Source organism: Mycobacterium sp., from assembly GCF_032159565.1.
GTDB lineage: Bacteria > Actinomycetota > Actinomycetes > Mycobacteriales > Mycobacteriaceae > Mycobacterium.
Genome location: NZ_JAVHWR010000081.1, coordinates 34,569 through 59,502 on the forward strand (window position 1 = coordinate 34,569; position 24,934 = coordinate 59,502).

Annotated in this window: 22 protein-coding genes and 1 pseudogene; 8 read left to right on the forward strand and 15 right to left on the reverse strand. The window is 64.2% G+C overall.

The features are described from left to right. Positions 1 to 30: 30 nt before the first annotated feature. Positions 31 to 909, forward strand: a complete 879-nt coding sequence (locus tag QOC76_RS10335) for an SDR family NAD(P)-dependent oxidoreductase (protein WP_526356739.1) — start codon at positions 31 to 33, stop codon at positions 907 to 909. On the opposite strand, the gene QOC76_RS10340 is transcribed toward QOC76_RS10335, so the two are convergent. Beyond that, on the reverse strand, positions 906 to 1,646 hold the full coding sequence (locus tag QOC76_RS10340; RefSeq protein WP_526356740.1) for a GntR family transcriptional regulator: 741 nt from the start codon (positions 1,644 to 1,646) through the stop codon (positions 906 to 908). The two genes, QOC76_RS10335 and QOC76_RS10340, sit on opposite strands and share 4 nt — an antisense overlap. Before the next feature lie 109 nt (positions 1,647 to 1,755). Here QOC76_RS10340 and QOC76_RS10345 point away from each other — a divergent pair, with 109 nt between their 5' ends. Further along, complete coding sequence (locus QOC76_RS10345; protein ID WP_526356741.1) at positions 1,756 to 2,787, forward strand: AraC family ligand binding domain-containing protein; 1,032 nt, start codon at positions 1,756 to 1,758, stop codon at positions 2,785 to 2,787. On the opposite strand, the gene QOC76_RS10350 is transcribed toward QOC76_RS10345, so the two are convergent. From QOC76_RS10350 to QOC76_RS10395, 10 genes are all read right to left on the reverse strand, one after another. Next, on the reverse strand, positions 2,788 to 4,926 hold the full coding sequence (locus QOC76_RS10350) for a GAF domain-containing sensor histidine kinase (protein WP_526356742.1): 2,139 nt from the start codon (positions 4,924 to 4,926) through the stop codon (positions 2,788 to 2,790). It abuts the gene before it with no gap. A gap of 86 nt (positions 4,927 to 5,012) precedes the next feature. Beyond that, on the reverse strand, positions 5,013 to 5,810 hold the full coding sequence (locus QOC76_RS10355; protein ID WP_526356743.1) for a DUF1932 domain-containing protein: 798 nt from the start codon (positions 5,808 to 5,810) through the stop codon (positions 5,013 to 5,015). A gap of 54 nt (positions 5,811 to 5,864) precedes the next feature. Beyond that, complete coding sequence (locus tag QOC76_RS10360) at positions 5,865 to 7,310, reverse strand: DHA2 family efflux MFS transporter permease subunit (protein ID WP_526356744.1); 1,446 nt, start codon at positions 7,308 to 7,310, stop codon at positions 5,865 to 5,867. Between the two features lie 162 nt (positions 7,311 to 7,472). Further along, positions 7,473 to 7,766, reverse strand: a complete 294-nt coding sequence (locus QOC76_RS10365) for a histidine phosphatase family protein (RefSeq protein WP_526356745.1) — start codon at positions 7,764 to 7,766, stop codon at positions 7,473 to 7,475. Next, positions 7,708 to 8,058: a histidine phosphatase family protein gene (locus QOC76_RS10370; RefSeq protein WP_526356746.1), complete on the reverse strand. Its 351-nt coding sequence runs from the start codon at positions 8,056 to 8,058 to the stop codon at positions 7,708 to 7,710. The genes QOC76_RS10365 and QOC76_RS10370 overlap by 59 nt, the downstream gene beginning before the upstream one ends. Positions 8,059 to 8,086: 28 nt before the next feature. Then, complete coding sequence (locus tag QOC76_RS10375) at positions 8,087 to 8,596, reverse strand: cupin domain-containing protein (protein ID WP_526356747.1); 510 nt, start codon at positions 8,594 to 8,596, stop codon at positions 8,087 to 8,089. Positions 8,597 to 8,797: 201 nt separating this feature from the next. After that, positions 8,798 to 9,016 carry a hypothetical protein gene (locus QOC76_RS10380; protein ID WP_526356748.1) on the reverse strand — a complete coding sequence of 73 codons (219 nt, stop codon included), beginning with the start codon at positions 9,014 to 9,016 and terminating at the stop codon, positions 8,798 to 8,800. Between the two features lie 408 nt (positions 9,017 to 9,424). Continuing rightward, on the reverse strand, positions 9,425 to 9,877 hold the full coding sequence (locus tag QOC76_RS10385) for a PNPOx family protein (RefSeq protein WP_526356749.1): 453 nt from the start codon (positions 9,875 to 9,877) through the stop codon (positions 9,425 to 9,427). A 96-nt stretch (positions 9,878 to 9,973) separates the two neighbouring features. After that, positions 9,974 to 11,134, reverse strand: a complete 1,161-nt coding sequence (locus QOC76_RS10390) for an alpha/beta fold hydrolase (protein ID WP_526356750.1) — start codon at positions 11,132 to 11,134, stop codon at positions 9,974 to 9,976. A gap of 396 nt (positions 11,135 to 11,530) precedes the next feature. Beyond that, complete coding sequence (locus QOC76_RS10395; RefSeq protein WP_526356751.1) at positions 11,531 to 11,773, reverse strand: hypothetical protein; 243 nt, start codon at positions 11,771 to 11,773, stop codon at positions 11,531 to 11,533. A gap of 749 nt (positions 11,774 to 12,522) precedes the next feature. On the opposite strand from QOC76_RS10395, the gene QOC76_RS10400 reads away from it, so the two are divergent. Beyond that, on the forward strand, positions 12,523 to 13,242 hold the full coding sequence (locus QOC76_RS10400; RefSeq protein ID WP_526356752.1) for an esterase/lipase family protein: 720 nt from the start codon (positions 12,523 to 12,525) through the stop codon (positions 13,240 to 13,242). Positions 13,243 to 13,921: 679 nt separating this feature from the next. Here QOC76_RS10400 and QOC76_RS10405 read toward each other — a convergent pair. From QOC76_RS10405 to QOC76_RS10420, 4 genes and pseudogenes are all read right to left on the reverse strand, one after another. Next, on the reverse strand, positions 13,922 to 14,398 hold the full coding sequence (locus tag QOC76_RS10405; protein WP_526356753.1) for a cupin domain-containing protein: 477 nt from the start codon (positions 14,396 to 14,398) through the stop codon (positions 13,922 to 13,924). Positions 14,399 to 15,068: 670 nt separating this feature from the next. After that, complete coding sequence (locus QOC76_RS10410) at positions 15,069 to 15,266, reverse strand: hypothetical protein (protein ID WP_526356754.1); 198 nt, start codon at positions 15,264 to 15,266, stop codon at positions 15,069 to 15,071. A gap of 69 nt (positions 15,267 to 15,335) precedes the next feature. Beyond that, positions 15,336 to 15,383 (reverse strand): annotated as a pseudogene (locus QOC76_RS10415) (hypothetical protein); the annotation flags it as partial. Positions 15,384 to 16,407: 1,024 nt separating this feature from the next. Continuing rightward, positions 16,408 to 17,382, reverse strand: coding sequence for a quinone oxidoreductase family protein (locus tag QOC76_RS10420; RefSeq protein WP_526356755.1), 975 nt, complete (start codon positions 17,380 to 17,382; stop codon positions 16,408 to 16,410). A 328-nt stretch (positions 17,383 to 17,710) separates the two neighbouring features. Here QOC76_RS10420 and oxc point away from each other — a divergent pair, with 328 nt between their 5' ends. The 5 genes from oxc (at position 17,711) to QOC76_RS10445 (ending at position 24,927) form a co-directional block, all read left to right on the forward strand. After that, positions 17,711 to 19,474, forward strand: coding sequence for an oxalyl-CoA decarboxylase (gene oxc, locus QOC76_RS10425; RefSeq protein WP_526356756.1), 1,764 nt, complete (start codon positions 17,711 to 17,713; stop codon positions 19,472 to 19,474). Positions 19,475 to 19,986: 512 nt separating this feature from the next. After that, positions 19,987 to 21,204, forward strand: coding sequence for a flavin-containing monooxygenase (locus tag QOC76_RS10430; protein ID WP_526356757.1), 1,218 nt, complete (start codon positions 19,987 to 19,989; stop codon positions 21,202 to 21,204). Between the two features lie 27 nt (positions 21,205 to 21,231). Further along, complete coding sequence (locus tag QOC76_RS10435; RefSeq protein ID WP_526356758.1) at positions 21,232 to 22,569, forward strand: FAD-binding oxidoreductase; 1,338 nt, start codon at positions 21,232 to 21,234, stop codon at positions 22,567 to 22,569. Between the two features lie 5 nt (positions 22,570 to 22,574). Then, positions 22,575 to 23,831, forward strand: a complete 1,257-nt coding sequence (locus tag QOC76_RS10440; RefSeq protein ID WP_526356767.1) for an FAD-dependent oxidoreductase — start codon at positions 22,575 to 22,577, stop codon at positions 23,829 to 23,831. A 4-nt stretch (positions 23,832 to 23,835) separates the two neighbouring features. Continuing rightward, the gene (locus QOC76_RS10445) at positions 23,836 to 24,927 is read left to right on the forward strand and encodes a methyltransferase (RefSeq protein ID WP_526356759.1); all 1,092 of its coding nucleotides are present in this window, start codon (positions 23,836 to 23,838) and stop codon (positions 24,925 to 24,927) included. Positions 24,928 to 24,934 lie beyond the last annotated feature (7 nt).

Genomic DNA, 24,934 nt, shown 5'->3' on the forward strand with positions numbered 1-24,934 from the left:
TACCTGTCCACTGTCGCTTCGGAGAAAATGATGAGTAAATCGAGCGTGTCCCGGCCATTGGCCGGTCGCGTCGCCGTGGTGACCGGTGCGGCTCGCGGAATCGGACGGGCAGCCGCTGTCGCTCTTAGCGGTGCCGGCGCGGACGTGGCCGGGATTGACATCGCAAGCCCGGTGAGCGACATCCTTGACTACGAGCCGGCCACCGTCGACGACCTGTGTGAGACCGGCCGACTCGTGACGTCCGCGGGTGGCCGGTGGTCACAGCACGTCGCCGATCAGCGCCGGATCGATGAGATTCGCGCTGCGGCTGAGGCGGTTGCACGGGAGCGGGGAGGCGTCGATATCGTCTTCGCGAACGCCGGCATTCAGGCTTTCAAGCCGCTACTCGAGATGTCTGACCCCGACTGGCGGGACCAGATCGAGGTGAATCTCGACGGCACGGCGAACGTGTTGCGGGTTTTCGCGCCGCTGCTGGTCAGCCGCGGCGGAGGGCGGATCATCGTCACGTCATCGACACAGGGTCAGCACGGAACCAAGTTCGGATCGTCGTACTCGGCCTCCAAATGGGGACTGCTCGGCTTGATGAAGTCCGCGGCACTAGAGCTGGGCGTCCACAACATCACGGTGAACGCCGTCATCCCGGGTTTGGTCAACACGGCGCTGACCCGGCATGAGGACCGCTACGCACAGGCCATCAGCGATGCCGGAGGCGCACCGAGCGGCGATCCGGTTCAGGATGAGCGCACCACCATCGAATTGATGAAAAAGAAGACGCCGCTTGGAGTTCCGTGGGTTGAACCCGAGGATGTTGCTTCGCTGGTCGTCTTCTTGGCAACCGATCAGGCGGCCATGGTCAGCGGTACCGCATTCGCCGCCACCGCCGGTGACAGCGCACACGTCACCGCCTAATCAGCCGGCGCATCGGCCGCGAAACCCAGTGTCCTTTGAGTGCCCGCGAGGTGTGCCTTGATTGCATCGAGGGATCGATTACGGTCGCCATCTCGCAGCGCTTCGGCGATCTGCATGTGTTCAGTGAGAATCGTTTCCATTCGCGCGGGCTCTCGAACGGCGGATTCACCGACCATGCGCATCTGGCGGTCGCGAAGCGAGTTGTAGACGTCATGCAGAATGCCGTTCCCGGTCGCCTCGATGAGAATGGCGTGGAAGGCGCGATCTGCATCCGAGAATTCGCGCAGGTCCCCAGCTGCGGCAGTCTGACGCTGTCGAGCGAGCTCGGAGGTCATCCGATCGGACACAGCACCGCGCGCTTCAGCAGATTGCCCGGCGACCTTCCCGGCAGCGAACTGCTCGAGAACCAGCCTGGCCTCCATGACGGCGCGCACCTCTTGTGGGGAAACGGAGATCACCAGGGCGCCGCGCTGCGGATACAGCCGCAGCAGTCCTTCGGCCTCCATGCGCAGGAACGCCTCCCTCACTGGGGTGCGCGACATGCTCAATGTGTCGGCGACCTCGCCCTCGCTGATCAGCTCGCCCCCCGGGAAGGCGCCACTGAGGATCTGGTTCTTGACGTAGTCAAGCGCTCGATCCTTCGCAGTGCGTCGGCTCCCGCGAGTGGGCCTTTTTGCCACGGCGACCTCTGCTTCAATCTCAGTCGTATACCAGTGCGTGTTGAGCGTACCGCCCAATCCCCAATCTCAAGCGGTGGTGAGCGACGTCACTGGCCGGCTGACGTTTTACTAACTAAGATACAAGTTGTATCTATTGGCAAAGCTGCATTCTTTGTAGGAGGAGACAATGTCCACCAGCACAGAGCTAGAGCCAGTCGACGTCGGTGAGGACGGGTTGGATCCAACGGTTCCGGCGCCGATGACCAACGTGGCCGAGTACGGGTTCGAGGGGCGCTTCGAGGATTGGGCCGAGGACGCGCGTTACTTCGAGTACTCCAAGGCCGCAAACCCGATCGGGTCCGGGCACACTACGCAGGTTCCTATCAAGTCCTTCGGCCGCGACCTTTACCTCGACGGTCCGACTCGAATCATCCCGTTGGACCTGTCCGCCGAACTGGGCATAAGTGGCGGGCCCGCGACCAGCCCGGCGTTGGTGGCGCACTTCGTGCGGATCTGCGGGGGTGACCAGATCGCCACCAGCCCGAACGCCACCTCTCAGCTGTATTACGTGATCAGTGGCCGAGGCTTCACCGCCGTGAACGGTCGGCTTGCGCGGTGGGAGAAGGGTGACTTCCTGACGCTGCCTGCCAACAGCCTGGCGACGTTCTACGCAGACTCCGGCTCCGACGCCGCGATGTACTGGGTGCACGACGAGCCGCTGCTTCGCCACCTGGGCGCAGAGGCCACCGAACCACGTTTCCGCCCAACGAAATTCCGCCGCACTGAGGCCGTGGCTCGGCTGGATGAGATCGCCTCGCGCCCGGGCGCAAACGACAAGAGCAGAGTAAGCGTCCTGTTGGCCAATGCCGAGGAGGAGCAGACACTGACGATCACGCACGTGTTGTGGGCAATGTTCGGTCTGCTGCCGCCGGATCAGGAACAACGTCCACACCGCCACCAGTCGGTCGCGCTCGATCTGATTCTCGACGCCAAGCCCGGCTGCTACACGCTGCTGGGCACCCGATTGAACGAGCGGGGCGACATCATCAACCCAACCCGTGTCGATTGGGAGGCGGGCGGCGCGTTTGTCACGCCACCTGGCCTGTGGCACGCGCACTTCAACGAGTCGGGGGCGCCTGCGCACCTGATCCCGATCCAGGACGCGGGCCTGCAAACCTACCTGCGGAGCCTGGACATCCGGTTCTCCGACCGCCGGTGATCACTCGATTTCGAAAGGGATGTTGACGTCCAGCGAGGTGCCGTTTCCGGGGTGGCTCGAGATCGACAAGGTGCCCCCGAGCGCCTCGACACGGTCGATGAGACCGACGAGTCCAGATCCTTTGGCGGTGTCGGCACCGCCGATTCCATCGTCTCGAACCGAGAGATGCAGATTGGGGCCCTCGGTATCGACGCACACCTGCACTTCAGTCGCCCGAGCGTATTTGGCCGCATTCGTAAGGGCCTCGGCCACAACGTAATACGCCGCCACCTCGGCAGAGTCCGGCAACCGTTTATCGACAGCGAGGACCAGCTCGACGGGGACCGCGGATCGGCGGGCCAGGACCTTGAGCGCTGGGCTCAGTCCTCCCCTGGACAGGATCGCCGGATGAATCCCGCGGGAGAGTTCCTGTAGCTCGGTCGAGATTTCGGCCACTTTTGTCACAAGGTGGTCAATCTGCTCCTTCAGCGGGTTCAGTTGGGCAGGCACGCCCGCCTCCGCGGTACGCAACTCGAGCCCGAGCGAGACCAACCGCTGTTGGGCGCCGTCGTGCAGATCGCGTTCGATACGGCGCCGGGCGTCGTCGGCGGCCGCGACGATCCGGACCCGCGACGCGGTGAGCTCGGCGTGGGTGTGGGCATTTGCGATCGCAGTCGCCACCAGATCCGCGAAATCCCCGACGCGCGCCTCGGTGTCGGATGGCAGCGGCTCGGGTCGAGACGAGCCGACGACCGCCACACCCCATAGCCTTCCGTCGACGATGATCGGCGCCCCAACCGACGAGCGGATTCCTATCTCACGGACGTACTCGGCGGCCAAACCAGCAGCTTTGTCGTGGCTGTCCATTCGGGCGGTGCGGCCGGTTTCGTGGACCATCGCCGCGACGTTATCGCCCGCGAATGAAAACCGCCTGCCGACGGGAACCGTCTTCAACCCCGGCTCGTGGCGGGCCGCGAGCAACGTGGCCGTGCCATCGGACTCGTAGCGGAACAGCGTCGAGTGGTGCACGCCCAGACACCGGGCCAACTCCCCCGCCACTGCGGAGAAGAGCTCAGACGGGTGTTCCCCGCGCGCAACCAACGTCGCCACCCTTCGCAGGGCAGTCTGTTGCTCGGCGAGCACAGCGAGGTCGGCGCGGGTCTGGGCGTTGGCGATCGCGGTCGCGACCAGATCCGTGAAGTCCCCGACGCGCGCCTCGGTATCGGGAGGCAGCGGAGCCGGCTTCGTCGAGCCGACGATGGCCGCGCCCCACAGGTCGCCATCGACGATGATCGGCGCGCCTACGGCTGAGCGGAGTCCCAGATCGCGGAAGCTCGCCGCGACGGACCCGGAAGCATGCTCGTAGCTGTCCATTCGGGCGGCGCGACAGGTGCGGGCCACCTGTGCCGCGACGCTTTCGCCCTCGAGTGAGAACCGCTGCCCCACCGGAGCCGCCTTGAGCCCACTGTCACCATGGCCTGCGGCCAGCAGAACGCCCGTGCTCTCGGACTCGTACCGGAATAACACGGCATGGTGGTACGTGCCCAGGCACCGCGCCAGCTCCTCCGCCACCGCGCAGAACAGCTCCGACGGGACGATCCCGCGAGCAACCAGTGTCGCTACCCGTCGCAACGCGGCCTGGTGATCGGCGAGCACACTGAGATCGTCATGGCTTGCCTCGACCTCCCGGCGGCGCTCGTGCGCCGCGACGGCGCGCAATCGGGCCACGCCGGCGAGAGCGGTGGCGGACAGCGCGATAACCAGGAAGACAGCGACGGCCACCCAGTGCCGGGGGTCGGTTGGGACGAAGCTTCCGCCTGTCTGGAGATAGTGGAAGTACCCGTAGACGAGGGCACTCGCCAGCGCCGTCGTTGTCCCGAGCCTGAATCCCCACCCCAGCGAAACCACCAGCACGCCCAGTAGGAAGACCACACCGAAAAGGTTGCCGGGGACGACCTGCATGAGCAGATATACGACGAGGCTCTCTGTCGCGAGGAGTGCCGCCGCGACCGCGACCCCCAGAGCAAGAGGTGGGCTGATCGGACGCAACACCAAAGACAGCACGCGTGCGCGCATCGGCTGCACTTCTACATCGGACGTGACGCTCGCAAAATTGCCACCCTGCATCCGGCCGGGCAGCCGCGACAGCTTCTGCGTCATAGGCAAGCTCACATCGGTCGTGGCGGAGTCGCTCGAGCGCCAACATGCAGCATAACCGGCGTATCCGCCCCTCGGCCGTGGGGAGTCTAGCTGGGGTCGGGTGGACCTTCATCGCTCGATGCCGCGAAGACCTCGCTGGCCGCGGCGCCGAAGCCGTCGGGTTGTCCTACCGCCGCGAAGGTCCTGCCGACCTCGGCGAGTTCGTAGGACCACCGCCAGCCCTTCTCGTGGGTCTGCTGGCGGGCTTGCCGCCACGCCTCTGCAAGATGGGGTTGGCTAATCGCCCATTCGTTTACCAGGTCGCCGTCCACCCCGTAGCCGGCGGCGGTACGTCGGATCGAAACCAGCAATGCCGCAGTCGTCTTGGTCCAGGCCGCGTACGTCATCTTCAGCGCCGATGCGGCCGGCGGCGCGCCGGCCAGGCTGACGGCGTTGAGCGCGGATCCGGCGAAGAGGTTGGCGACCTCGCCGTCGTCGCCGGCGAGATAGAGCCGCGTCGTGCCTGCTGTGGTGGGGGGCGGCCCGATGATGCCACCGTCGACGTAGCCGGCGCCGCCGGCGATGACGGTGCGACCGATAAGCGCCGATGTCTCGGGACTAATAGCGTTGGCGTCCACCACAATTCCCTGGAAGCCCGCCAACTCTCGGGCCATTTCGAGCGCACCGTGCGGCGGGCAAATCGAGAACACAATGTCGCTGCGGGCCAGCAGCTCGGCAAGGTCGTCGAACGGAGTCAACCCGGCCTGTGCGGCCCGCCGTGATGTCGCTTCGCTTCGGCCGGTGTGCAGCCAGCCGACCTCGTGGCTGCGATCGACCAGACACGCGGCCACGGCCGCGCCCATGGCGCCGGGATGGAGAACGGCGAGCATACGCTTGCCGATCATTGAAGGCTGAGACGTAGCGCCGACATCGCTCGCCACACCGGACCCGCCAACCGATTACGCGGCATAAGCGCCCTCCTGCCTTTCCGTGGGGCCGGCGATGAGCGGTGCGAGCCGCTCGGCCGAACGAATCGCGGATCCCGATGTCGACCATACGGCCAGGACGGTAATCACAAGCCCTAAAGTTGCGCACATCAGCCACAGCGGCCTGGCATCCACGGTGTACTGGGCACCGCTTGCGGTCAGAGCCGCCCCCGCGAGCGAACCGCAAAGCGCCACACCGATACTGACGCCGACCTGACGGCTGGTCGACGCCACCGCCGACGCCGCGCCTGCACGATCGGTCGGCATGCCGCTGACCGCAGTGGTCGTGATCGGTGCGTTGGCCATCGCGAAGCCCGCACCGAACACCGCAAAGATCGCCACCACCGCCCACACCGGAGCGGTGACGGTGAGACCGGCCAGCATCATCGTCGCCGCGGTGATCATGATGCCGGCCGCGACCAGAGACGGCCGACTACCGAAGCGACCGACCAACCGACCCGACAACGGCGACAGAGTCAGAGCTGCAACCGAAATCGGTAGATACATCAAGCCCGTGTGAAACGCCGAGTAGTGCCGCGCACCCTGCAGGTACAACGACATCATGAACAGGAATGCGCCATAGCCGGCATATGCACACACGGCGATCACCGTCGCCGACGCGAACGGGACGCTCTGGAAGAACCGCAAGTCGATGAACGGATCGTTGCGCCGGGACTCGTAACGGAGAAATCCCAACAATGCCAACAATGCGACGATCGATATCGCCACCGACGGAGCGGCGCTCCCGCCCAGCTCTCGTCCCTGGATGAGGACGAAAACGACGGAGAACAGGAACGTCACGGCCAGCGCTTGGCCGATCGGGTCGACGTCTCGCATTGTGGCCGACCGTGACTCCGGTACGAAGATCGCGGTGAGCAGTATCGCGGCCGCGCAGATCGGCAAGTTGATCCAGAACACCGCGCGCCAGTCACCGAGCTGGATCAGTGCGCCACCCAGCATCGGGCCCAGCGCCATCGCAATGCCCATCACGCCCCCCCACACGCCGATCGCCCGGGCCCGTTCGACCCGGCCGACGAAGACCTGACTGATGATCGACAGCGCAACAGGATTCAGCATTGAACCGCCGATTCCCTGCAGTAGTCGGGCCGCGATCAGGGTGTGAGTGTCGGGAGCCACGCTGCATAACAGCGATCCGACGGCGAAGATCGTCAACCCGATTTGGAAGACTCGGCGGCGGCCAAACCGGTCGGCGGTGGCTCCGGACAACAGCAGCAACGAGGCCAGCACCAATGTGTAGACGTCGATCACCCATTGCAGCTCACTAGCCGATGCGTGCAGCTCAGTACGGATCGACGGGATCGCGACGTTGACGATGGTCGCGTCCATGGACACGATCAACAGGCTCAGGCAGCAGGAGATCAGGATGATCACCTTGCGGCGCGAGCTGAGAGCGTTCACCTACCGATTGTGAAACTGCAAGGTCATTCGGTCGAGCATGCCAGCCGGAATCTGTGATCACCTGTTAGCGCCCAGCGAAGGGCTAACACCACTACCACTTCCGGCCCCCTGGCGCTCCAAGGCTCTAAGCGACCCAAGCGCCAGTCCGGTCCGGACCCGAGTTCAAAACTCCACTCCTGTACTGGGTTTCAGGTTGTAGGCGTCGACGCGCCATACACCGCCGACGAAGCTGAGCTGGTTCCAGCAGCCGGTCCTTTGCTCGATGTCGGTCAACGAGGGATCGATCAGCGGGAGCAGTGCGCAGTTGAATGCATCGTGAGACACCAGGACGAGAGGACCAGTGTCGTGTTCGACCACCAACTCGATAAACGCTGCGCGAGCACGCGAGGCCAGAACGTCAAGTGGTTTCAACTCCGGGCGCGGCGTCGATGCTGCCGAACCGGCATCGCACCTCATCGCGACGCTCTCCGGTCAGCGTTCCGTAATCGCGGTCGTTGAGGCGGATGTCGATCGACGCCGGCACACCGGCCGCCGCACCGATCGCCTCTGCGGTGGCAACCGCCCGCTGAAGCGGGCTGGAGATCACCGCTGTCGGGTTCTTGGTGGCAAGCACTTCGGCAAGCCGAGCCGCCTCCGCCACACCGACTTCGTCGAGCGGTGGATCGCTCAACCCGAGCAACAGGTCTTCCGCATTGAGCGCGGTGCGGCCATGCCGAGCCAGATAAACCCTTGTGGCGCCGCGATACATTACAGACCTTTCCTCGCCTCAGGAATACTTACGAGCGGACGATGGCTGCCTCGGATGGCTCGTTAGTCGGTGTGTCCGAGAGTGCGTACAACTCAGAAAGATTGATCACAATTGCTTCTTGGGTGCTGCGTGCGATCACGATCTCAGCGGGTGAGCTGGGATCCGGATTCTCTTCCCGGTGCGGAACGTACGGCGGGACGAAGATGTAGTCACCGGGTGCGGTGGCGATGCGGACTTCACCGACGCCGTCGTGGAATACAAACTCCGGGTTTCCGCTTCGTACGAATATCGCTGTTTCGGATTCGCCATGGTGATGGTTGTCCGACGCCGTCGCCGGCGAAACGTGGGTCTCGCCCATCCAGATCTCCTGCGACCCGACCGAGGTACCGCTAATTGCGGCAAATCGCTGCATACCCTCCGTCTGGGCCGTAGCGGCGCTGAGCTCTGAAACCCTGACATGGTGCACGCGCGAACGTAACGACCTGCGGGCACTCTCGCCGCGGGTCAAGTCAGGATGAAAACCGTCGATGTTGGACATGAAACATCGGCCTCATTCCTTCGTTGCTCGAATCCGTACGATGCTCCGCGATCTCGTCGGCGCCCGTTCGAACGGTTGGCACTGGCCCGCCTGATCCAGCCTCCCCGCTCAGAATCGCATTTCACCAGACCAAAGTCCCGCCCGCTGGCACCCATCTGAGCCGCCCTCCAGCTGCAATTTCGACGCACCCGCCCGTTGGAGTCATGTGTGTCGTTCGATGAGGGTATTCAGAATGGCATGGATGCATTTCTCCTTGCACGGCCAGCAATACCAGTCCTCCCAGCTCTTTATCCACTGGAGTGTCCGCTTGGTGGTGCCGCAGACGGAGCACTTGGGCTTTTCATCGCGCGCCGATCTCTTGACCGTCTGGCAGATGCCGTAGAAGAGCCCCATGAAGATGAGGACGACGATTCCGGTCATGACCCCTCTGCAGTACAACGACTTTCACCTATGACGACGTGCGTTCGCTGTTGCGGTTCCAAGCGACGCGGGTCCGGTCCGAATCGGCCTGACTGACGTCGGCGCTTGCGACGGGTCTCACTGCGATGTGCGACCCGTGCTGATTTGAGAATGGCGATTGCGAAGGCGGATGTCATCAAGGCCAGCCGCCATGTGCGCTTCCGGCCGGTCGGTGCCGAGAACTACCTGTTACCTGGAAGCGCACAGCGCCATCGCTCGCGGGTTTGGTGACGAGCGGGCCTGAGGTGGAGCTCCCGCCGACCTCTTGCACCCACCGATCACGGACTCTTACAAACCGCGGATCTGGTCAGTTCCGCGGACGGCGACCGGCACGTGTCGGCTTCCAGATAAGCAGTCTGGGCGGCTGGATCATGCGCGGTCTATTTGGAACACTGCGCAGGTCCCGGCGAGCTCGGCGAATCCGTCTGGGCTGATGTCGTCCACCACGCCGGCGTCGCGCATGATCGCGGCGCCGGTCGCGGCATGCGTGGGCCATTCCCGCAGAATGACCACCGCGGCCAGTGGGTCGAGTTCCACCAGGTGTACACGCTCGACCTCGCGACCGACGGCAAGAACTGCGATCCCGCCGGCTGCGCGAACGTTGCGTGCCCAATCGGCGCCCGGGAACCCCTCTAGCAGGTAGCGGTTTGCGTCGAGGGTAACGACGGTGATCGGGGTGCTGCGTGGCTTGCCGCTGACGCGGCCGGCGACGGTGAGCACGTGCAGCTCGCGCATCCCGCCCACGCGACGCATAACGAGGAACATGCGGTTGAGGTGCTTGAGCCAGCGGGGTGGCCGGATCACTCTGCGTGGTGGGAGCATCGGTACGGTCGCTTCTCTCAGTAACGTTGGACAAGAAGACAAATGGCGTCGTGGCGCAAGAGCCGACGCAGTCCCCGATGCCCGCGTCGCAACGCATCAACGCAATGCGCGGAAGAACTCGCGAATGTCCGCAGTCAGGTCAGCAGGGTGCTCCAGCGCAGCGAAGTGGCCACCGTGGTCCACGTCGGTCCACCGCACGATGGTGTTCTCGGCCTCCGCATAGCGTCGTATCCCAACGTCGTGGGCGAACACCATCGCCGCAGTGGGAACCCCGGAGTTCGCCTTCGGCGCCCCCCAGGGCGCATTTTGGGCATAGCCGACATAGGCCGCTGACGCGGCCGTGCCGGTCAGCCAGTAGATCATCACGTTAGTTAGGAGCCGATCAATGTTGATGACGTTCTCCGGCAGCGTCTCTCGAGGGTGGGTCCACTCGCGGAACTTGTCCATAATCCAGGCAAGTTGGCCGACCGGCGAGTCGATCAACCCGTACCCGAGCGTCTGCGGCCGGGTGGACTGGATCGCAATGTAGCCGGACTCCTCGCGCATGAACGCCTCGATCCGGCCTACCCGGTCACGCTCTATGTCTGACAACGATGCAAGTTCGTCCTCTGGCAGTGGCACCGTTACAAATCCGCCAGGTCCGCCGTTGGTATGCACTCCGACGACACGCGCCGGGGAAACCCGGGCCACCTCGGGTGCCACTGCCGCACCAATGTCTCCGCCCTGTGTGCCGTAGCGCCGATAGTTCAGGCGGGACATCAACTCGTCCCAGGCCTGCGCGATCCTGGTGACAGTCCACCTGTCGTCGGACACGGGGCCAGAGAATCCGAAACCGGGTAATGCCGGAATCACCACGTCGAAGGCGTCAGAAGGGTCGCCATCGTGCGTGCGCGGATCGGTGAGTGGGCCGATCAGGTCGATGAACTCCACTGCCGAACCGGGCCATCCGTGGGTAAGGAGGAGTGGCAGCGCCTCCGACTCTGGTGAGCGGACATGCAGGAAGTGGATATGTTGGCCGTCTAGGACTGTGGTGAACTGGGGGAAATCATTGAGTTGCCGCTCGGCCTCGCGCCAGTCGTAGCTGCTCCGCCAGTACCTGGTAATCTCGCGCAGCCACGAAACCGGGACGCCGGTATCCCAGTCGTCGCCCGGCATCGGCGACGGCCACCGGGTGTCGTCGAGCTTGCGGTTCAGCGAATCGATCTCGGCTTGCGGGATGTCGATTTGGAAAGGTTGGATCGCGTCGGTTGTGTTCACGCCACTATGCTATGAACGATTTAGGACAGGTTCGGTCCTAAGAATCCGCGAATGCGCGCGCCAAGCACCGAATTGAGCACCGCCGGGTCTATCGCTGATCTCCCGCTTTCGGTCTCATCTAGGCCGCGGACCCAAAACAGCACGGACTGGGCAACTTGACTCGCATCCCGAACGCCCCGACGACCGTAGACACCTGTCCATTCGAAAGATCCAGAACACCAACAGTTCTCGGTGCCCGCTGTGAGACAACCAAGACGGCCGATGTCATAGCCTCGCGATCGGTCCCACGGCAGTTCCCTTCCGGCCGGCCAGCGGACGACCTCAGCCCGTTGACCTCGACTAGCTACGCCGACGCCGGCACCCACCAATAGCCGACACTCACTCGCGGTGGATCAGTTACCGGGGTCCCTCCAGATCTCGGTTGGTGTCGGCGTCGACGAGTGCGACGTCGTCGCATTCCTCGATGTCACGCACGGGATTCCCGCCCACGTGCATCATGGGGTGGGCCTCCGAAATGGCGGTGCACATGTAGATGCAATGCACCAATACGGCGCCGACGACGTTGCGCCCGACGAGGGTATCCAGATTCTTGAGGCTGATGTCACCCGACAGTCCGTTCACCTCGGCCTGGGTTGGCATCGATACGGTGAGAGTCGTTCCACAGCCTTGTGGGCAGAGCAGCCTGAGTCCCCGTGGTTGGTTGTTCATGCTGCGGCCTCCTGGTCCTCATTGCGGATGTTGAACAACTGTGTCACCGCCGGTTCTACTGCGTAGAACACGCTTCCCTTCGGAGTTGTTGCTAAATCTGGACTTTGAGTTTCTTGTACTCGGGTCGAGCTGGTGATCGTTGTCATCTCTTGAGTTGCGTCGAGTAACCGCATTCTCGTCGCAACGATTGCATACGATTCAGCAAGAGTCGTTCCCGCTGGCGCCCGTGTGAGATACCTGCTACCTGGAAGACTTCGGCGGCACCTCGATCGGAACTGGGGGCTCCGGCTAGCAGGTATGCGCGAATCTCGTTGGCGGGTAACACAGATTGCGGCTGCCCTCGATGACACCATGGCCGCCGACCGCGATTCTCAATGCACGACGAGTCGCATACAAAGGGGTTGGACATGTCGCAAGTGCAGATGGAAGAATGGCACCAGTCTCCACCCATCGACGATGCGCCGAGACGGCGAGACGGCGTTTCGCCGCCGGGACCGTTCGGGGGCGCCCGCACGCTGGTCCGGACAATCGGACGGGCCGCGATGGTGCAGGCATACGAACTGGGGCTGATGGCATCGGTAGTTACGACGGCGTCGCTGCACCTGGTCGGCGGCGGTACCGACCCGGCATTCGTTGCGCTTCAAAGGGTCCCGGCCCACCCCGCATCCTCGACGTGCCCGGTGTTGCTCGTGCACGGCTTAGGGGGCACGAAGTCAAGCTGGTCCTTCGTCGCGCGAGCCCTGGCTGCCAAAGGCTTGACAGTCGACGCGATCACCTACACGCCGTTCGGAACTTCGGTGGAGCAGCTAGCCGACCGGCTCGTCGTCAAGGTTGAGCGGATATTGTCGCGAACCGGGGCCGATAAGGTGCATCTGATCGGACACAGCCTGGGCGGGGTCGTCATCGCGCAGGCCATCGCAAGCGGTCGGCTCGCCGGGAAGGTCGACACGATTGTCACCCTCGGCGCACCGTTCGGGGGTTCGCCGTGGGCGCATCTTGCGCCGTTCGGGGCGATTGTCCGGGCGCTGCGGCAAGGTTCGCCACTCTTGCGCCGACTTGCCTCCGCGCCGGTACCCGAAGGCGTGCGCTGGCTGGCAATCACGGCCACACTCGATATGATCGTGCCCGGCGTCCGGTCGGTTCCCGCCCATGCCGAAGTGAAAACCGTGGCAATCGGCGGCGTCGGCCACCTCGGAATGCTCCTCAGCCCGGAGGTTGTCGGAAGCATCGTCGCCGCATTCCCTCAAATCACCGACGAAGACAACGCATCTGATTCGTGCCCCTTCGTCAACCCAGTGACATGCCTTCGGCAAGCGATTACCCCCGCCGACGAGAGCGTCACGAAAAGTGGTCGTCGAAATCGTAGGAGCGACAACGGCTCTAATGAGCTTGTCCGATAAGCGGACCGTACTCCCGGCAGCGACTTACCAGTGAGGCGGCCACGACCGCACCCGTGGCGCCGGCGAGAGAGGAGGGCGAGCACACGCTTGCCACACCAGTCCTCCAACCGGTTACGCGGCGTAAGCACTCTTCGGTCTGTTCACGGGCCCCGCGATGAGCGGTGCGAGCCGCTCGGCCGAACGAATCGCGGGTCGCGATGTCGACCAAATGGCCAAGATGGTGATCACGAGCCCGAGCATTGCGCACATCAGCCATAGCGGCCTGACGTCTGCGGTGTACTGGGCAGTTCGCAGCGTCGCGGCCTGCGCCAGGACCGTCGTCGGACGTCCGTGGGCCTCCCGGTGTGGACGCGGATCTGATGAAGGCACTACCGAACCTGGGCGCCATCGTCCACCAGGGAGCCGGCACAACACCACCTGACCAGAGATCCGTACTGCGTCCCGAGGCAGATCGGCAGCCGCGCGGGGCTCGGAGGCATGGACTAGATCACCTTGACCGCTATGAGGCGATGTGGCGGAGATTACTTGGCATCTAGACTTCTGACGACCACTGCCCGCCCAGGATGCCGATCCGCAGCGGACCATTCTCGCTTCCAGTCACAGGCGCGGCGCTAACACTGCAACCCTGCGCGATGACTGAACTCCATGGCGACGCTCCTCTGAACAGCCGGATTTCTCATCAATCGGTGTCATCCGAGAGCGCGTAGAGCTTGGGAAGATTGATCACAATCGCTTCTTGGGTACTTCGTGCGATCACGATCTCAGCGGGTGAGCTGGGATCCGGATTCTCTTCCCGGTGCGGAACGTACGGCGGGACGAAGACGTAGTCGCCGGGCGCGGTGGTGACGCGGACTTCACCGACGCCGTCATGGAATACAAACTCCGGGTTTCCGCTTCGTACGAATATCGCTGTTTCCGATTCGCCATGGTGATGGTTGTCCGACGCCGTCGCCGGCGAAACATGGGTTTCACCCATCCAAATGTCTTCCGACCCAACCGAGGTACCACTAATCGCGGCAAATCGCTGCATACCCTCCGTCTGGGCCGTGCCGGCGCTGAGTTCTGAAGCCCTGACATGGTGCACGCGCGATCGTAACGACCTGCGGGCAGGCTCGCCGCTGGTCAAGTCTGGATGAAAACCTTCGCTGTTAGACATTGAACATCAGCCTCACTCCGTTGCCACCTAATTGTCGTCATGAAGGCCCGCAATCTCATCGGCGCGGTTTCAAGCCGCCTATGCGGAGTCTTGCACGCTTCTTGGGTTGCCGCGGTTGACATCGCGGACACAACGCCACGATGACCGGCGTCCTGAACGGTTCAAGGCATCGACGGCAGTACAGCCACAGCATTACGGCCACTCGGCCTGCCGCCACCCGGCCTTGGTGACAGCAAAGCGGATGGTCGACAGGGCGGCAAACGCCGCAATGGCTGCGCAGGCCAGTGTTTCGAACATAGGCGTTCTCTCGATCAATCCGAGGAGGGGAACGGACCCTCACCCGACCGATCCAATGGCGAATGTTAGGACATCCCAAGGACGATGGGCCCGTTCCCTACTTACCAGGTTGGACTGGAGGGCTGGCTGTGTCATTGCTGCCATCCAGGAAATTCATAGGGAGGCTAGCCGGTAGCGCCCACGTGCCAGAATCCGAAACAATGAGCGGTGCATCAATTCTCGTGAAGACCGAACAAACTAGATACGGATCGAGTTCGATGACGATCCCGCCGGCCCGCCCGCCAGATTTGCAGTGAGGATCCGCCCGCTCCAACTGTTCAGCTAGCCAGTGCCCGCATCGCTGTTGCCACGATGGCGTCGGCGTCGGACGGCGTCAATCCCCCGTGTCCAGTCGCCATCCGGTACATCGCCGCCCCGAAAATGAGATCCAGCGCCACCTCGGGATCGACACGCCGACGAGTTGGGCGTACATCGCGCCAGATCGGCTGCTGTAGAACCCCATCATGCCGCGCAATGTCAGGCGCAAGTCTTCGGCCGCCGATCCGGTGTCGGGCACGGGCGCGTCGGTCATCATCCGATCCAGGAACGCGTCGATTGCTACCGCGGTTCTGTTCGGCCACCATTTGTAGATGGTTGCCTTGCTGACCCCGCTGCGTTGGGCGATCCGGTCGATCGACGCCCTGCGCAGGTCGTCCTCCTACATTAATTCCATGGCGGCTTTGAGGACGGCGTCGCGGTGTTGCTCGCTACGCGGTCGACCGCGCCCTCGATTCGGGCTCATTCCTCCAGTGTCCTACCCGTCGTTGGTACAAAGGTAATTACTAGACGTCTCGCTGTGAGTATGCCTCCGTGAGTTGCCACCAGCTAAGCGGACGCGCAACATGCTGCTGTGCAAGCAAATTCGAGCTCAGACAGCGGCTCAATATCAAAGGAGAGTGAGGCACGCGCCGAACTCATCGGCGTGGTGACCGCCAGTCTCGAGGAGTATATCGCCTCCCCACTTAGTCCGATCTTGTGGTGCGACAACACGATCGACTGCGAATCCATCGTGAAGTTCGTCCTGCTGGCCTACGCAATCGTGGGTGGTGACGTCTGATGGCATGCATCAACTCCCAGCTCTGGCCGCCGCTATCGAGGCCGACCTCGCTGCGCTCATATCTCGACTGCGCCTGAACCGCCGCCGAAGCAGGCGGAGGGTGCGCGCATGACCGCGGGAACAAGGCCGCCACGGTCAATTCGGGCCACCGCCGTTGGGTTTGCTTTCTTCTGCATCACGCCCGCTCACGCAGACACAGCCAGAACCACACCCAGAGCGTTGGCTAGTTGTGCGTCCGCTGTCAGATGGCCGAGGACATCTGAGTGCATGCGCGAACTCACGCGTTGTGGAAACGGTCGCCGCTGGTCAGTTCCGGACGAGAACCGTCATAGTTAGACGTAGAACCTCGGCCTCATTCCGGTAGGTGGTGGTGGACCATACATAGTTGATGAGTCACCGGCGGATCACGTGTTCTTCGAAAGCGATGAGCGGCATGAGACGTCTTTCGTCGCGGCTGGGTGAACGCCAGACTGGTCTCCGGTGTCCAACGCGTGGCGCCGGCGGGATCCGCCAGCCGGAATCGGCGCCGAGCGCCCCCGCACTGATTCAGCCAGCTGACCAGCGGGCAGAAGGTGATGGTGGAAATCGACCCGCGTGCGGCTAGGGCTGATTACGGTCATGGGTTGATCACGATCCGGCCCGGGGTGCCGCTGGCCACCGCGCGGTAGGCGTCTTGGCTTTCGCCGAGGTCGTAGCTCCGAGTGACCTGCAGTGGCCGGAACGCGCCGGATTCGAAATATGAGGCCATTTCGGTCAGTCGACTGCCGGATTCGGCAACGCCGACAAAGCTGCTGTTGACGCCAAGCAGCCGACTCTCGTTGCGGTAGAAGTCGATTAGGTCGATCGGCACGACGCGGTTGCCGACCGCGTTGATGACGACCAGACGGCCGCGGGGGGCCAACGCCGCCAGCGCCGCAGGCGTGGTGACCCCTCCGACGGCGTCGTACACCACTTCGACGCCGCGGCCCCCTGTCGCCTCTCGGACCTGATCGGCGACTCCTTGGTGGTCACCGTCGAACGTCACGAAACCCTCGACGATCGTTGCCGCGGGCGAATCGACGAGCGGCGGGATGCGGTCGATCCCGATCACCCGGGCGCCGCGGGCGCGGGCGATCTGGGCCACCGCGCCGCCGACCCCGCCGGACACCCCGAACACCGCGATGGTCTCGTCCTTGTCCAGCTGTGCGGCCTCGACCGCGCCGAGCCAGCCAACGACGAAGTTCACCCCGACCGTGGCGGCTTCAGCGAAGCTGAGCGCTTCGGGCTTGCGTGCCAGCGCCTCGACGGGCACGCCGAGCAGCTCGGCGTGCGATCCGTCCCGGGTGAAGCCGACGTCGCCGCCGGTTCCCCACACCTCGACACCGATCCAATCGGTGGGTCCATCGACGACAATGCCGGCGAAGTCGCGGCCGGGCACCCGGGGCAGCACCGTCGCCGGGAACGCCCCGGCGACATTCTTGACGTCCGACGGGTTCACCGACGCCGCCTGCACGGCGATGACGGCCTGGCCGTCGCTCGCGACGGGATCGACGACGTCGGCGACATGCAAAACATCGGGAGCACCGAAACGATCAAAACGTAAGGCGCGCACGGGCGGATCCTCCTGTGGTCTTGGCAACTGCCGGGGCGCTTTCGAGCGGCATTCTCAAGAATTCAGCTGCGGCACACCGTTGTCGTCACCGCTGACGTCCATCAGGACCCCCCGCCAGCGGTACCCCGGTCATACCGGCCAGCTGCAGTCACGGCCGATGCCGGACCGGGTACACGGCGCACTTGGAGCTAGAGGGTATGCGCGGAGTGTTGCTGGCGGGCAGCGCCGATGGGCGTTAGCAGCGACGACAGGGAACGCCTCGCATCACCATGATGGGCCCTGACACCTGAGCCGTCAGATGCTCAGCCCACCACGACGGGGTAGGACGATGACCCACCTAGAGCCCATCTCGACGAAGGATGCCGAAATCTCGTCAGAGAGACGCGCAGCACCAGTCGTCGACGATGCAACCGAGCTCACCGACGGGTACCACTTGGTTGTCGATGCACTCAAGCTCAACGACATCCACACGATCTACGGGGTGGTGGGTATCCCGATCACCGATGTGGCGCGCGCCGCGCAGGCCTCGGGTATCCGCTACATCGGTTTCCGGCACGAAAGCGACGCGGGGCACGCGGCGGCGGCAACCGGGTTCCTGACCAAGAAGCCGGGTATCTGCCTGACCGTCTCCGCGCCGGGCTTCCTCAACGGAATCGTCGCACTCGCGAACGCCACCACGAATTGCTTTCCGATGGTTCAGATCTCGGGGTCGAGCGAGCGACATATCGTCGATCTCAAGCAAGGCGACTACGAGGAACTCGACCAGCTCGCGGCGGCCGAACCGTTCGCCAAGGCCGCCTTTCGGGTTAACCGGGTCGAAGACATCGGTCGCGGCATGGCCCGAGCGATACGGACCGCAGTCTCAGGGCGCCCTGGCGGGGTCTACCTCGACATCCCGGCCGCGGTGCTCGGCCAGGTCATCGACGCCGCGGTCGGCAGCGCGTCGCTGCGGCGCGTCGTCGACCCGGCGCCGCGCCAGCTGCCCGCGCCCGAGGCGGTGGACCGGGCGATCGCGCTGCTCGCCGGTGCCCAACGGCCGCTGGTGGTGTTGGGCAAGGGCGCCGCATACTCGCAGGCCGACAAGCAGATCCGGGCGTTCATCGAGGCGACCGACCTGCCTTACCTGCCGATGTCGATGGCCAAGGGCCTGCTGCCCGACCGTCATCCTCAGTCGGTGGCCGCAGCCCGGTCGCTGGCACTGCGCGAAGCCGATGTCGTGATGCTGGTCGGCGCCCGGCTGAACTGGCTGCTGGGCCACGGTGAGGCGCCCCAGTGGAATCCCGACGCGCGGTTCATCCAGGTCGACATCGAGCCCGCCGAGCTGGACAGCAACCAATCGATCGACGCGCCATTGGTCGGTGACATCGGCTCCGTGATGTCCGCTCTGATCGAGCGGACGAAGCCCGACCAAATCAGGGCGACGCCTCAGTGGCGCGGTCAACTCAATGCACGCTCGGCGCAGAACCTCACAAAAATGGCCGATCGGCTCGACGCCGATCACCACCCGATGCGTTTCTACGGAGCGCTGCGCGCCATCCGCGACGTGCTGCGCGAGCGGCCGGACGTCTATGTCGTCAACGAAGGTGCCAACGCACTTGACTTCGCGCGCAACGTGGTCGATATGTCTGTGCCGCGTCACCGCCTCGACAGCGGCACCTGGGGCGTCATGGGAATCGGGATGGGTTATGCGATCGCCGCCGCAGTCGAAAGCGGCTCGCCGGTCGTGGCGATCGAAGGCGACAGCGCGTTCGGGTTCAGCGGTATGGAGCTGGAGACCATCTGCCGCTACCGGCTGCCCGTCGTGGTGATCGTCCTCAACAACGGCGGTGTCTATCGCGGCGACGGTGTCAACCGTGTTTCCGACGACCCGTCGCCGACCACCCTGATGCCGCTGGCCCGCCACGACCGCCTGATCGAGGCGTTCGGCGGAAAGGGCTACCAGGCGACTACGCCGGCGCAGCTCACCATTGCGCTCACTGGCGCACTCCTGTCGGGCGGTCCCGCGCTCATCGATTGCATGATCGATCCCGCCGACGGCACCGAAAGCGGCCACCTCACCCACCTCAACCCAACCGGCGTCGGACAGAAATAACATCAAAGATCCTGCACAGGACCAAAACTCATGGCGACCTAGTTGCCTGACCGGAATCGAGGCCATCGACTCCGCTGGAGTCCTGGCAGGCCCGGCGTGAACTCAAAGGCTTGCTTGCTTCGGGGCTCGACGTCGAGCGCCCCGTCAAGATGCACGCAGACCACGTCGTCTGACCCGATGAACCACCTGCGCCTCTAGATCGTATTTCTAGTAGAAACCGTGACGACGGAGTCATGGCGCTGCTGTTCGCCGCGGGGAGTAGGTCTGTTGAAGTCGTCTGCACGTGCATTGAGCACCGCGCCACCAATGGTGCTACGCGTCGCTCGGCAATTGACGCGATTCGACGCACGCAATACACCTCCGCCGCCGATACCGTGGGCCGTCATCGTGCTGACCGATGACCGGCGGATGCCGCCCGGACTGCAGCGGGCACTCGCCAGGTACAGCAAGGTCAATCCCGCGTTGCCTCAACACCTGGCTCTCGTCCGCACTACGAGAGGCCAAGATCCGCGATGACCGTTCAGATCCAGGACAACCGCGATGTGGTTGTCATCGGGGCGGGCCCTTCCGGGCTCGCTGTCGCACGCGAACTCGAGCACAAGCACGGCGTCGAGACACTCGTCGTTGACCGAGCCGCCGCACCGGCCGTCTCGTGGCGCACGCGCTATGACAGCTTCCGCCTCAATACCACTGGGTTCCTGTCGCACCTTCCGGGGCAACGGATCCCGTTGAGTGCAGGCCGTTGGCCAACGCGGGACGACATGGTTCGTTACTTCGACACCTACGTGCAGCGGCAGAACATCACACTCGAGCTTGGCTGTGAGGTCGACGGGATCGTCCCCGTCGCAGGCGGCTGGCGCCTGGAAACATCGTCAGGGGAAATACGAAGCCGGGCAATCGTCCTGGCCACCGGCAATTACCGCACACCTGTCATTCCTCCGTGGCCGGGCCTGAGCCAGTTCACCGGCGAGGTCGTTCACTCCGGCAACTTCAGGAACGCCCGGCCCTTCCGCAACCGCGATGTCCTCGTTGTCGGCGCGGGCAATTCGGCAGCCGACATCGCAGTTCAGCTTGCCAACAACGGTGCGCGACGGGTCTGGCTTGCGGTCCGCACACCGCCGCATCTCGTGCGGCGCGCCATCGGACCGCTTCCGTCGGACATCCTCCTCGAGCTTTTCGCCTGGGCGCCTGCCGGCGCGGTCGATCCGATCATCGGGCTCTCGGAGCGCCTGATGTGGGGCGACCTCTCGGCCTACGGCTTCAACCGCCCGCCGGCAGGCCTGAAGGCGACGGTGGAACGGACGGGTCGGATCCCCACGCTGGCCGACGAGCTCATCGACGTGGTGCGAGCAGGCCGTGTCGAGGTCGTCCCGTCTGTTGAGGCCGTCGAATCCGGCCGGGTGATCCTCGCCGATGGCAGCGCCGTACCACCTGCGGTGATCATCGCCGCGACCGGCTTCAGTGTGGATCTCGACGGCCTGGTCGGCGCCCTCGGGGTCCTGGACGAAAACGGCAGGTTAGGCGGCGGGTTCGCCTCGCACGTCGGCCACGGAATGTTCGCGATCGGCTACGGCATTCCGCCCAACGGCCCGCTGCGCGCAATCCGCCGCGCCGCCTCGCCATTGGCCGGCCAGATCGCCGCCTACCTGGGCGCGACATCACGCAACGCAGCTGTGAGCTCAACCACTCCCGCTGAACGAAAACGGCTGAAAAGCCGTGTCAATAGATAACCGCCGTTTGAAAACCAAGGGGACGCAATGGTTCAGACCTCCTTCGAAATTACTCACTTCCGGGGCGCACCCGGATACGAGGCAGCCCGTCGGGCAACGGTATGGAACGGCCTGCTGCCTGATCGTTACCCCGACGTGATCGTGCAGGCTCACGACGTCGACGGCGTAGTCGCAGCGCTCCGCTATGCGCGTGAAAACGGTCATAAGGTCGGCGTGCGGTCGGGCGGGCACAGTTGGGCGGCCAGCCACCTGCGCGACGGGGGTTTGCTGCTCGACGTCAGCCGCCTCGACCACTGCACCGTCGACACAGCCCGGATGACCGCCGATGTCGGGCCGGGAAAAATCGCCAGCGACTTCGCAATCGAACTCGACTCAGAAGGGCTCTTCTTCCCTTCGGGCCATTGCGAAGGCATTCGCCTCGGCGGCTTTTTACTGCAGGGTGGATACGGCTGGAACAGCCCGGCGATCGGCCTGGCCTGCGAGAGCGTGCTTGGGCTGGAGGTCGTCACGGCAGACGGTGAACGGATCTACTGCGACCCCGAGAACCACCCCGACATGTATTGGGCCGCCCGCGGCTCGGGACCGGGTTTCTTCGGTGTGGTCACCTCGTTCAAACTGCGAATTCACCCGCGCCCGGCGGTGGTGGGCACCTGCCTGTACATGTACCCGATCGAGCTCGCCGACGAGATTTACACCTGGGCGCGCGAGATCAGTTCGGAGGTCGACGACAGGGTCGAGCTGCAGATCCTCGCCACGCGTGCTAACCCGGCAGCCGGGATCGACCAGCCCACGATCACCATCGCCTCGCCGGTGTTCGCCGAATCGGACGAGGAGGCGGCGAAAGCCCTTGCCGTACTTGGCACCTGCCCGGTCGCAGGCAAGGCGATGATCAATCTGCCCTATATGCCTACCACCCTCGCAAATTGGTACACCGCCGTGATGACGAACTACCCGGAGGGGCATCGCTACATCGCCGACAACATGTTCACGTCGGCTTCGGCGGCCGAACTGCTGCCAGGCATCCGCAAGATCATCGAAACAATGCCGCCACACCCCTCGCACTTCATCTTCACGGGGTGGAACGCATCACCGGATCGCGCCGACAAGGTGTACGGCTTGGAGGCCGAGATCTACATGGCCCTCTACACCGTCTGGCAGGATCCGGCCGACGACGAACGCTACCGCGATTGGGCTGCTTCCAACATGGCGGCGATGTCGCACCTGGCCACGGGCATCGCGCTCGCCGATGAAAACCTCGGCCGGCGCCCGGCACGGTTCATCACCGAGCCCAACATGGCGCGCCTCGACAAAGTGCGCGCGACCTATGATCCAGACGGTCGATTTCACCGTTGGATGAGCCGCTGATGAAAATGGCCGCGCGGCCGGGAGATTCGGACGGGAGATTCGAGAAGCAGAAGCCGACACCGGACGCGCTTCGAATTCTCGTCGCCGGCGCCGGGGTGGCGGGTATCTCCATCGCTCGGGGATTACTGCGAGACGGACACGACGTCACCGTCTTCGAACAGCGGCCGGATATGCGCCCAGGCGGCGGCGCGGTGACCATCTGGTCCAACGGCTCCACCGTCCTCGATCAACTGGGCGTCGATATGGACGGGGCGGGTCAGCTGCTGTCCACCGTGCGGATCTCGACGTCGACCGGTCGCCCGCTGGTCAATATCGACATCGCCGCGATCGTGGACCGGTTGGGCGGATCTGTTCGAATGGTCCCACGCCGGGTCCTGCTTGATCGTCTACTGGAAGGCTTTCCGGCAGAACGCATCCGATGCAATACCCGTGCGGTCGGGGCGGTCAGTACGCAAGACGGGGTGCGAATCGAGTTCGAAGACGGCACCTTCGCCGATGCGGATCTGCTGATCGGTGCGGATGGTCTGCATTCGAAGATCCGAGGTGTCGCAGGCGCGAAACCTGCGAAGCCGACCGGCTGGTGCACCTGGCAGGGATTGATCACCCTCCCGCACATCGCCGAAAAGGACGTGGCAGTGCAGATCATCGGCCCGCACGGAAACCTCGGCCTGTGGCCGGCGGGTGGCTCCGATTTGCAGTGGTGGTTCGACTTGCCGTGGTCGCCGGGCTTCGTCAGGCCGGAACGTCCGATCGACATGATCCGGTCCAATTTCGCAGGCTGGTCCGAGATGGTCGATCAAGTACTCGCGGCGTTGACCGACGACGACCTGGCGCCATCGCCGTTCCCGCATTTTCGGCATCCGGTCCCCGGCTCGCCGCGTCTTGACGCTGTGACATTGCTTGGCGATGCCGCACACACAATGCCGCCGATCCTCGCGCAGGGGACCAATCAGGCGCTGCTCGACACGATGGTGTTGCGCAAGGCGCTCGCGGATTTTTGCAACGGTGGCAACGGTGACCTCTCGAGCGCGCTGCGCCGGTACGAGAAGACCAGGAGACGCAGGCTCTCCGCAGTGTCCTGGGTGACGTCGCGGCAGATGTCCCAGAGTGAAACGGTGCTGAAACCGGCCGCCATGATCTCCGACTCGTTCGGTACTTGGGCGATGACGAGGTTTCTGCGTTGGCTAAGTCACCGCCGGATATCCGACGAAGTGAGTCAAAACCTCTCCAGCCCGGTCATCCATGCGTGCAGTGAGGGCTGACGCGATGCCGACGAACGCCAAAGTGCCACCCGCCAAGCTGGCCCGCGTTGTCGAGTGGACCCGCCATCACCTGTATCGGCTCCATCAACGGTTGGTGCCTGCACCGGCAGCGATGATGGAGATGATCATCGCCACCTGGACGTCGCAGGCGATCACTGTGGCAGCGCAACTCGGTGTCTCCGATGCCCTCGCCGACGGGCCGTTGACGATCGACGAGTTGGCCGTGCGGGTGGACGCGGACGCGGACGCGCTGCGCCGCCTGCTGCGGGCGTTGATCAGCCGGGGCATCTTCCGTCAACGCCGCGACGGCCGGTTTGAGCTGAATTCCCTTGCCGACACGCTGCGTTCCGACGCCCCGGCGTCGATGAGTTCGGCGGCACGGTTCTACGGGTCGCGGGAACAGCGCGAGCGCTGGACGGTGATGGTGGATGCTGTCCGAACCGGGAATTCGGTCGTCCCGGCATTGCGCGGCAAGTCGAGCTTCGACTACTTCGCCGAGCAGCCCGAGCTCGCCGAACTCTTCAACCAGACCATGACGAGTGTTTCGGAGATGACGGATTTGACCGTTGTCGCCGGCTACGACTTCAGCGCCTATCCGACCATCGTCGACGTCGGTGGCGGGCATGGCCCACTGCTGGCCGCCGTCCTGGCGGCGGCGCCCGCATCGCGGGGCGTCCTCTACGACCTACCGTCGGTCGTCGCGGATGCACCAAACCTGTTGCGGGAGCAAGGTGTCGCCGACCGGGTTCGGATCGCCGACGGATCGTTCTTCGACAGCGTCCCGGGTGGGGGTGACGCTTACATCCTCAAGAACATCATTCACGACTGGCCCGACGACAAGGCGCTGCAAGTCCTGCGCAATGTTCGCGCGGCGGCCGGCCGCCAAGCCAAGGTGTTGCTGGTCGAGTTCGTCATCCCCAATCACGACCGTGAATTTCCCGGCAAATGGGTGGATCTGGAAATGCTGTTGAATCTGGGTGCCCGCGAACGCACCGAGGCCGAGTACCGAGATCTACTGGGACAAGCGGGATTGCGTCTGACACGCGTGGTGCAAACCGCATCACCCCTCAGCGTGGTAGAGGCCCGACCCGCCTGACTACAAC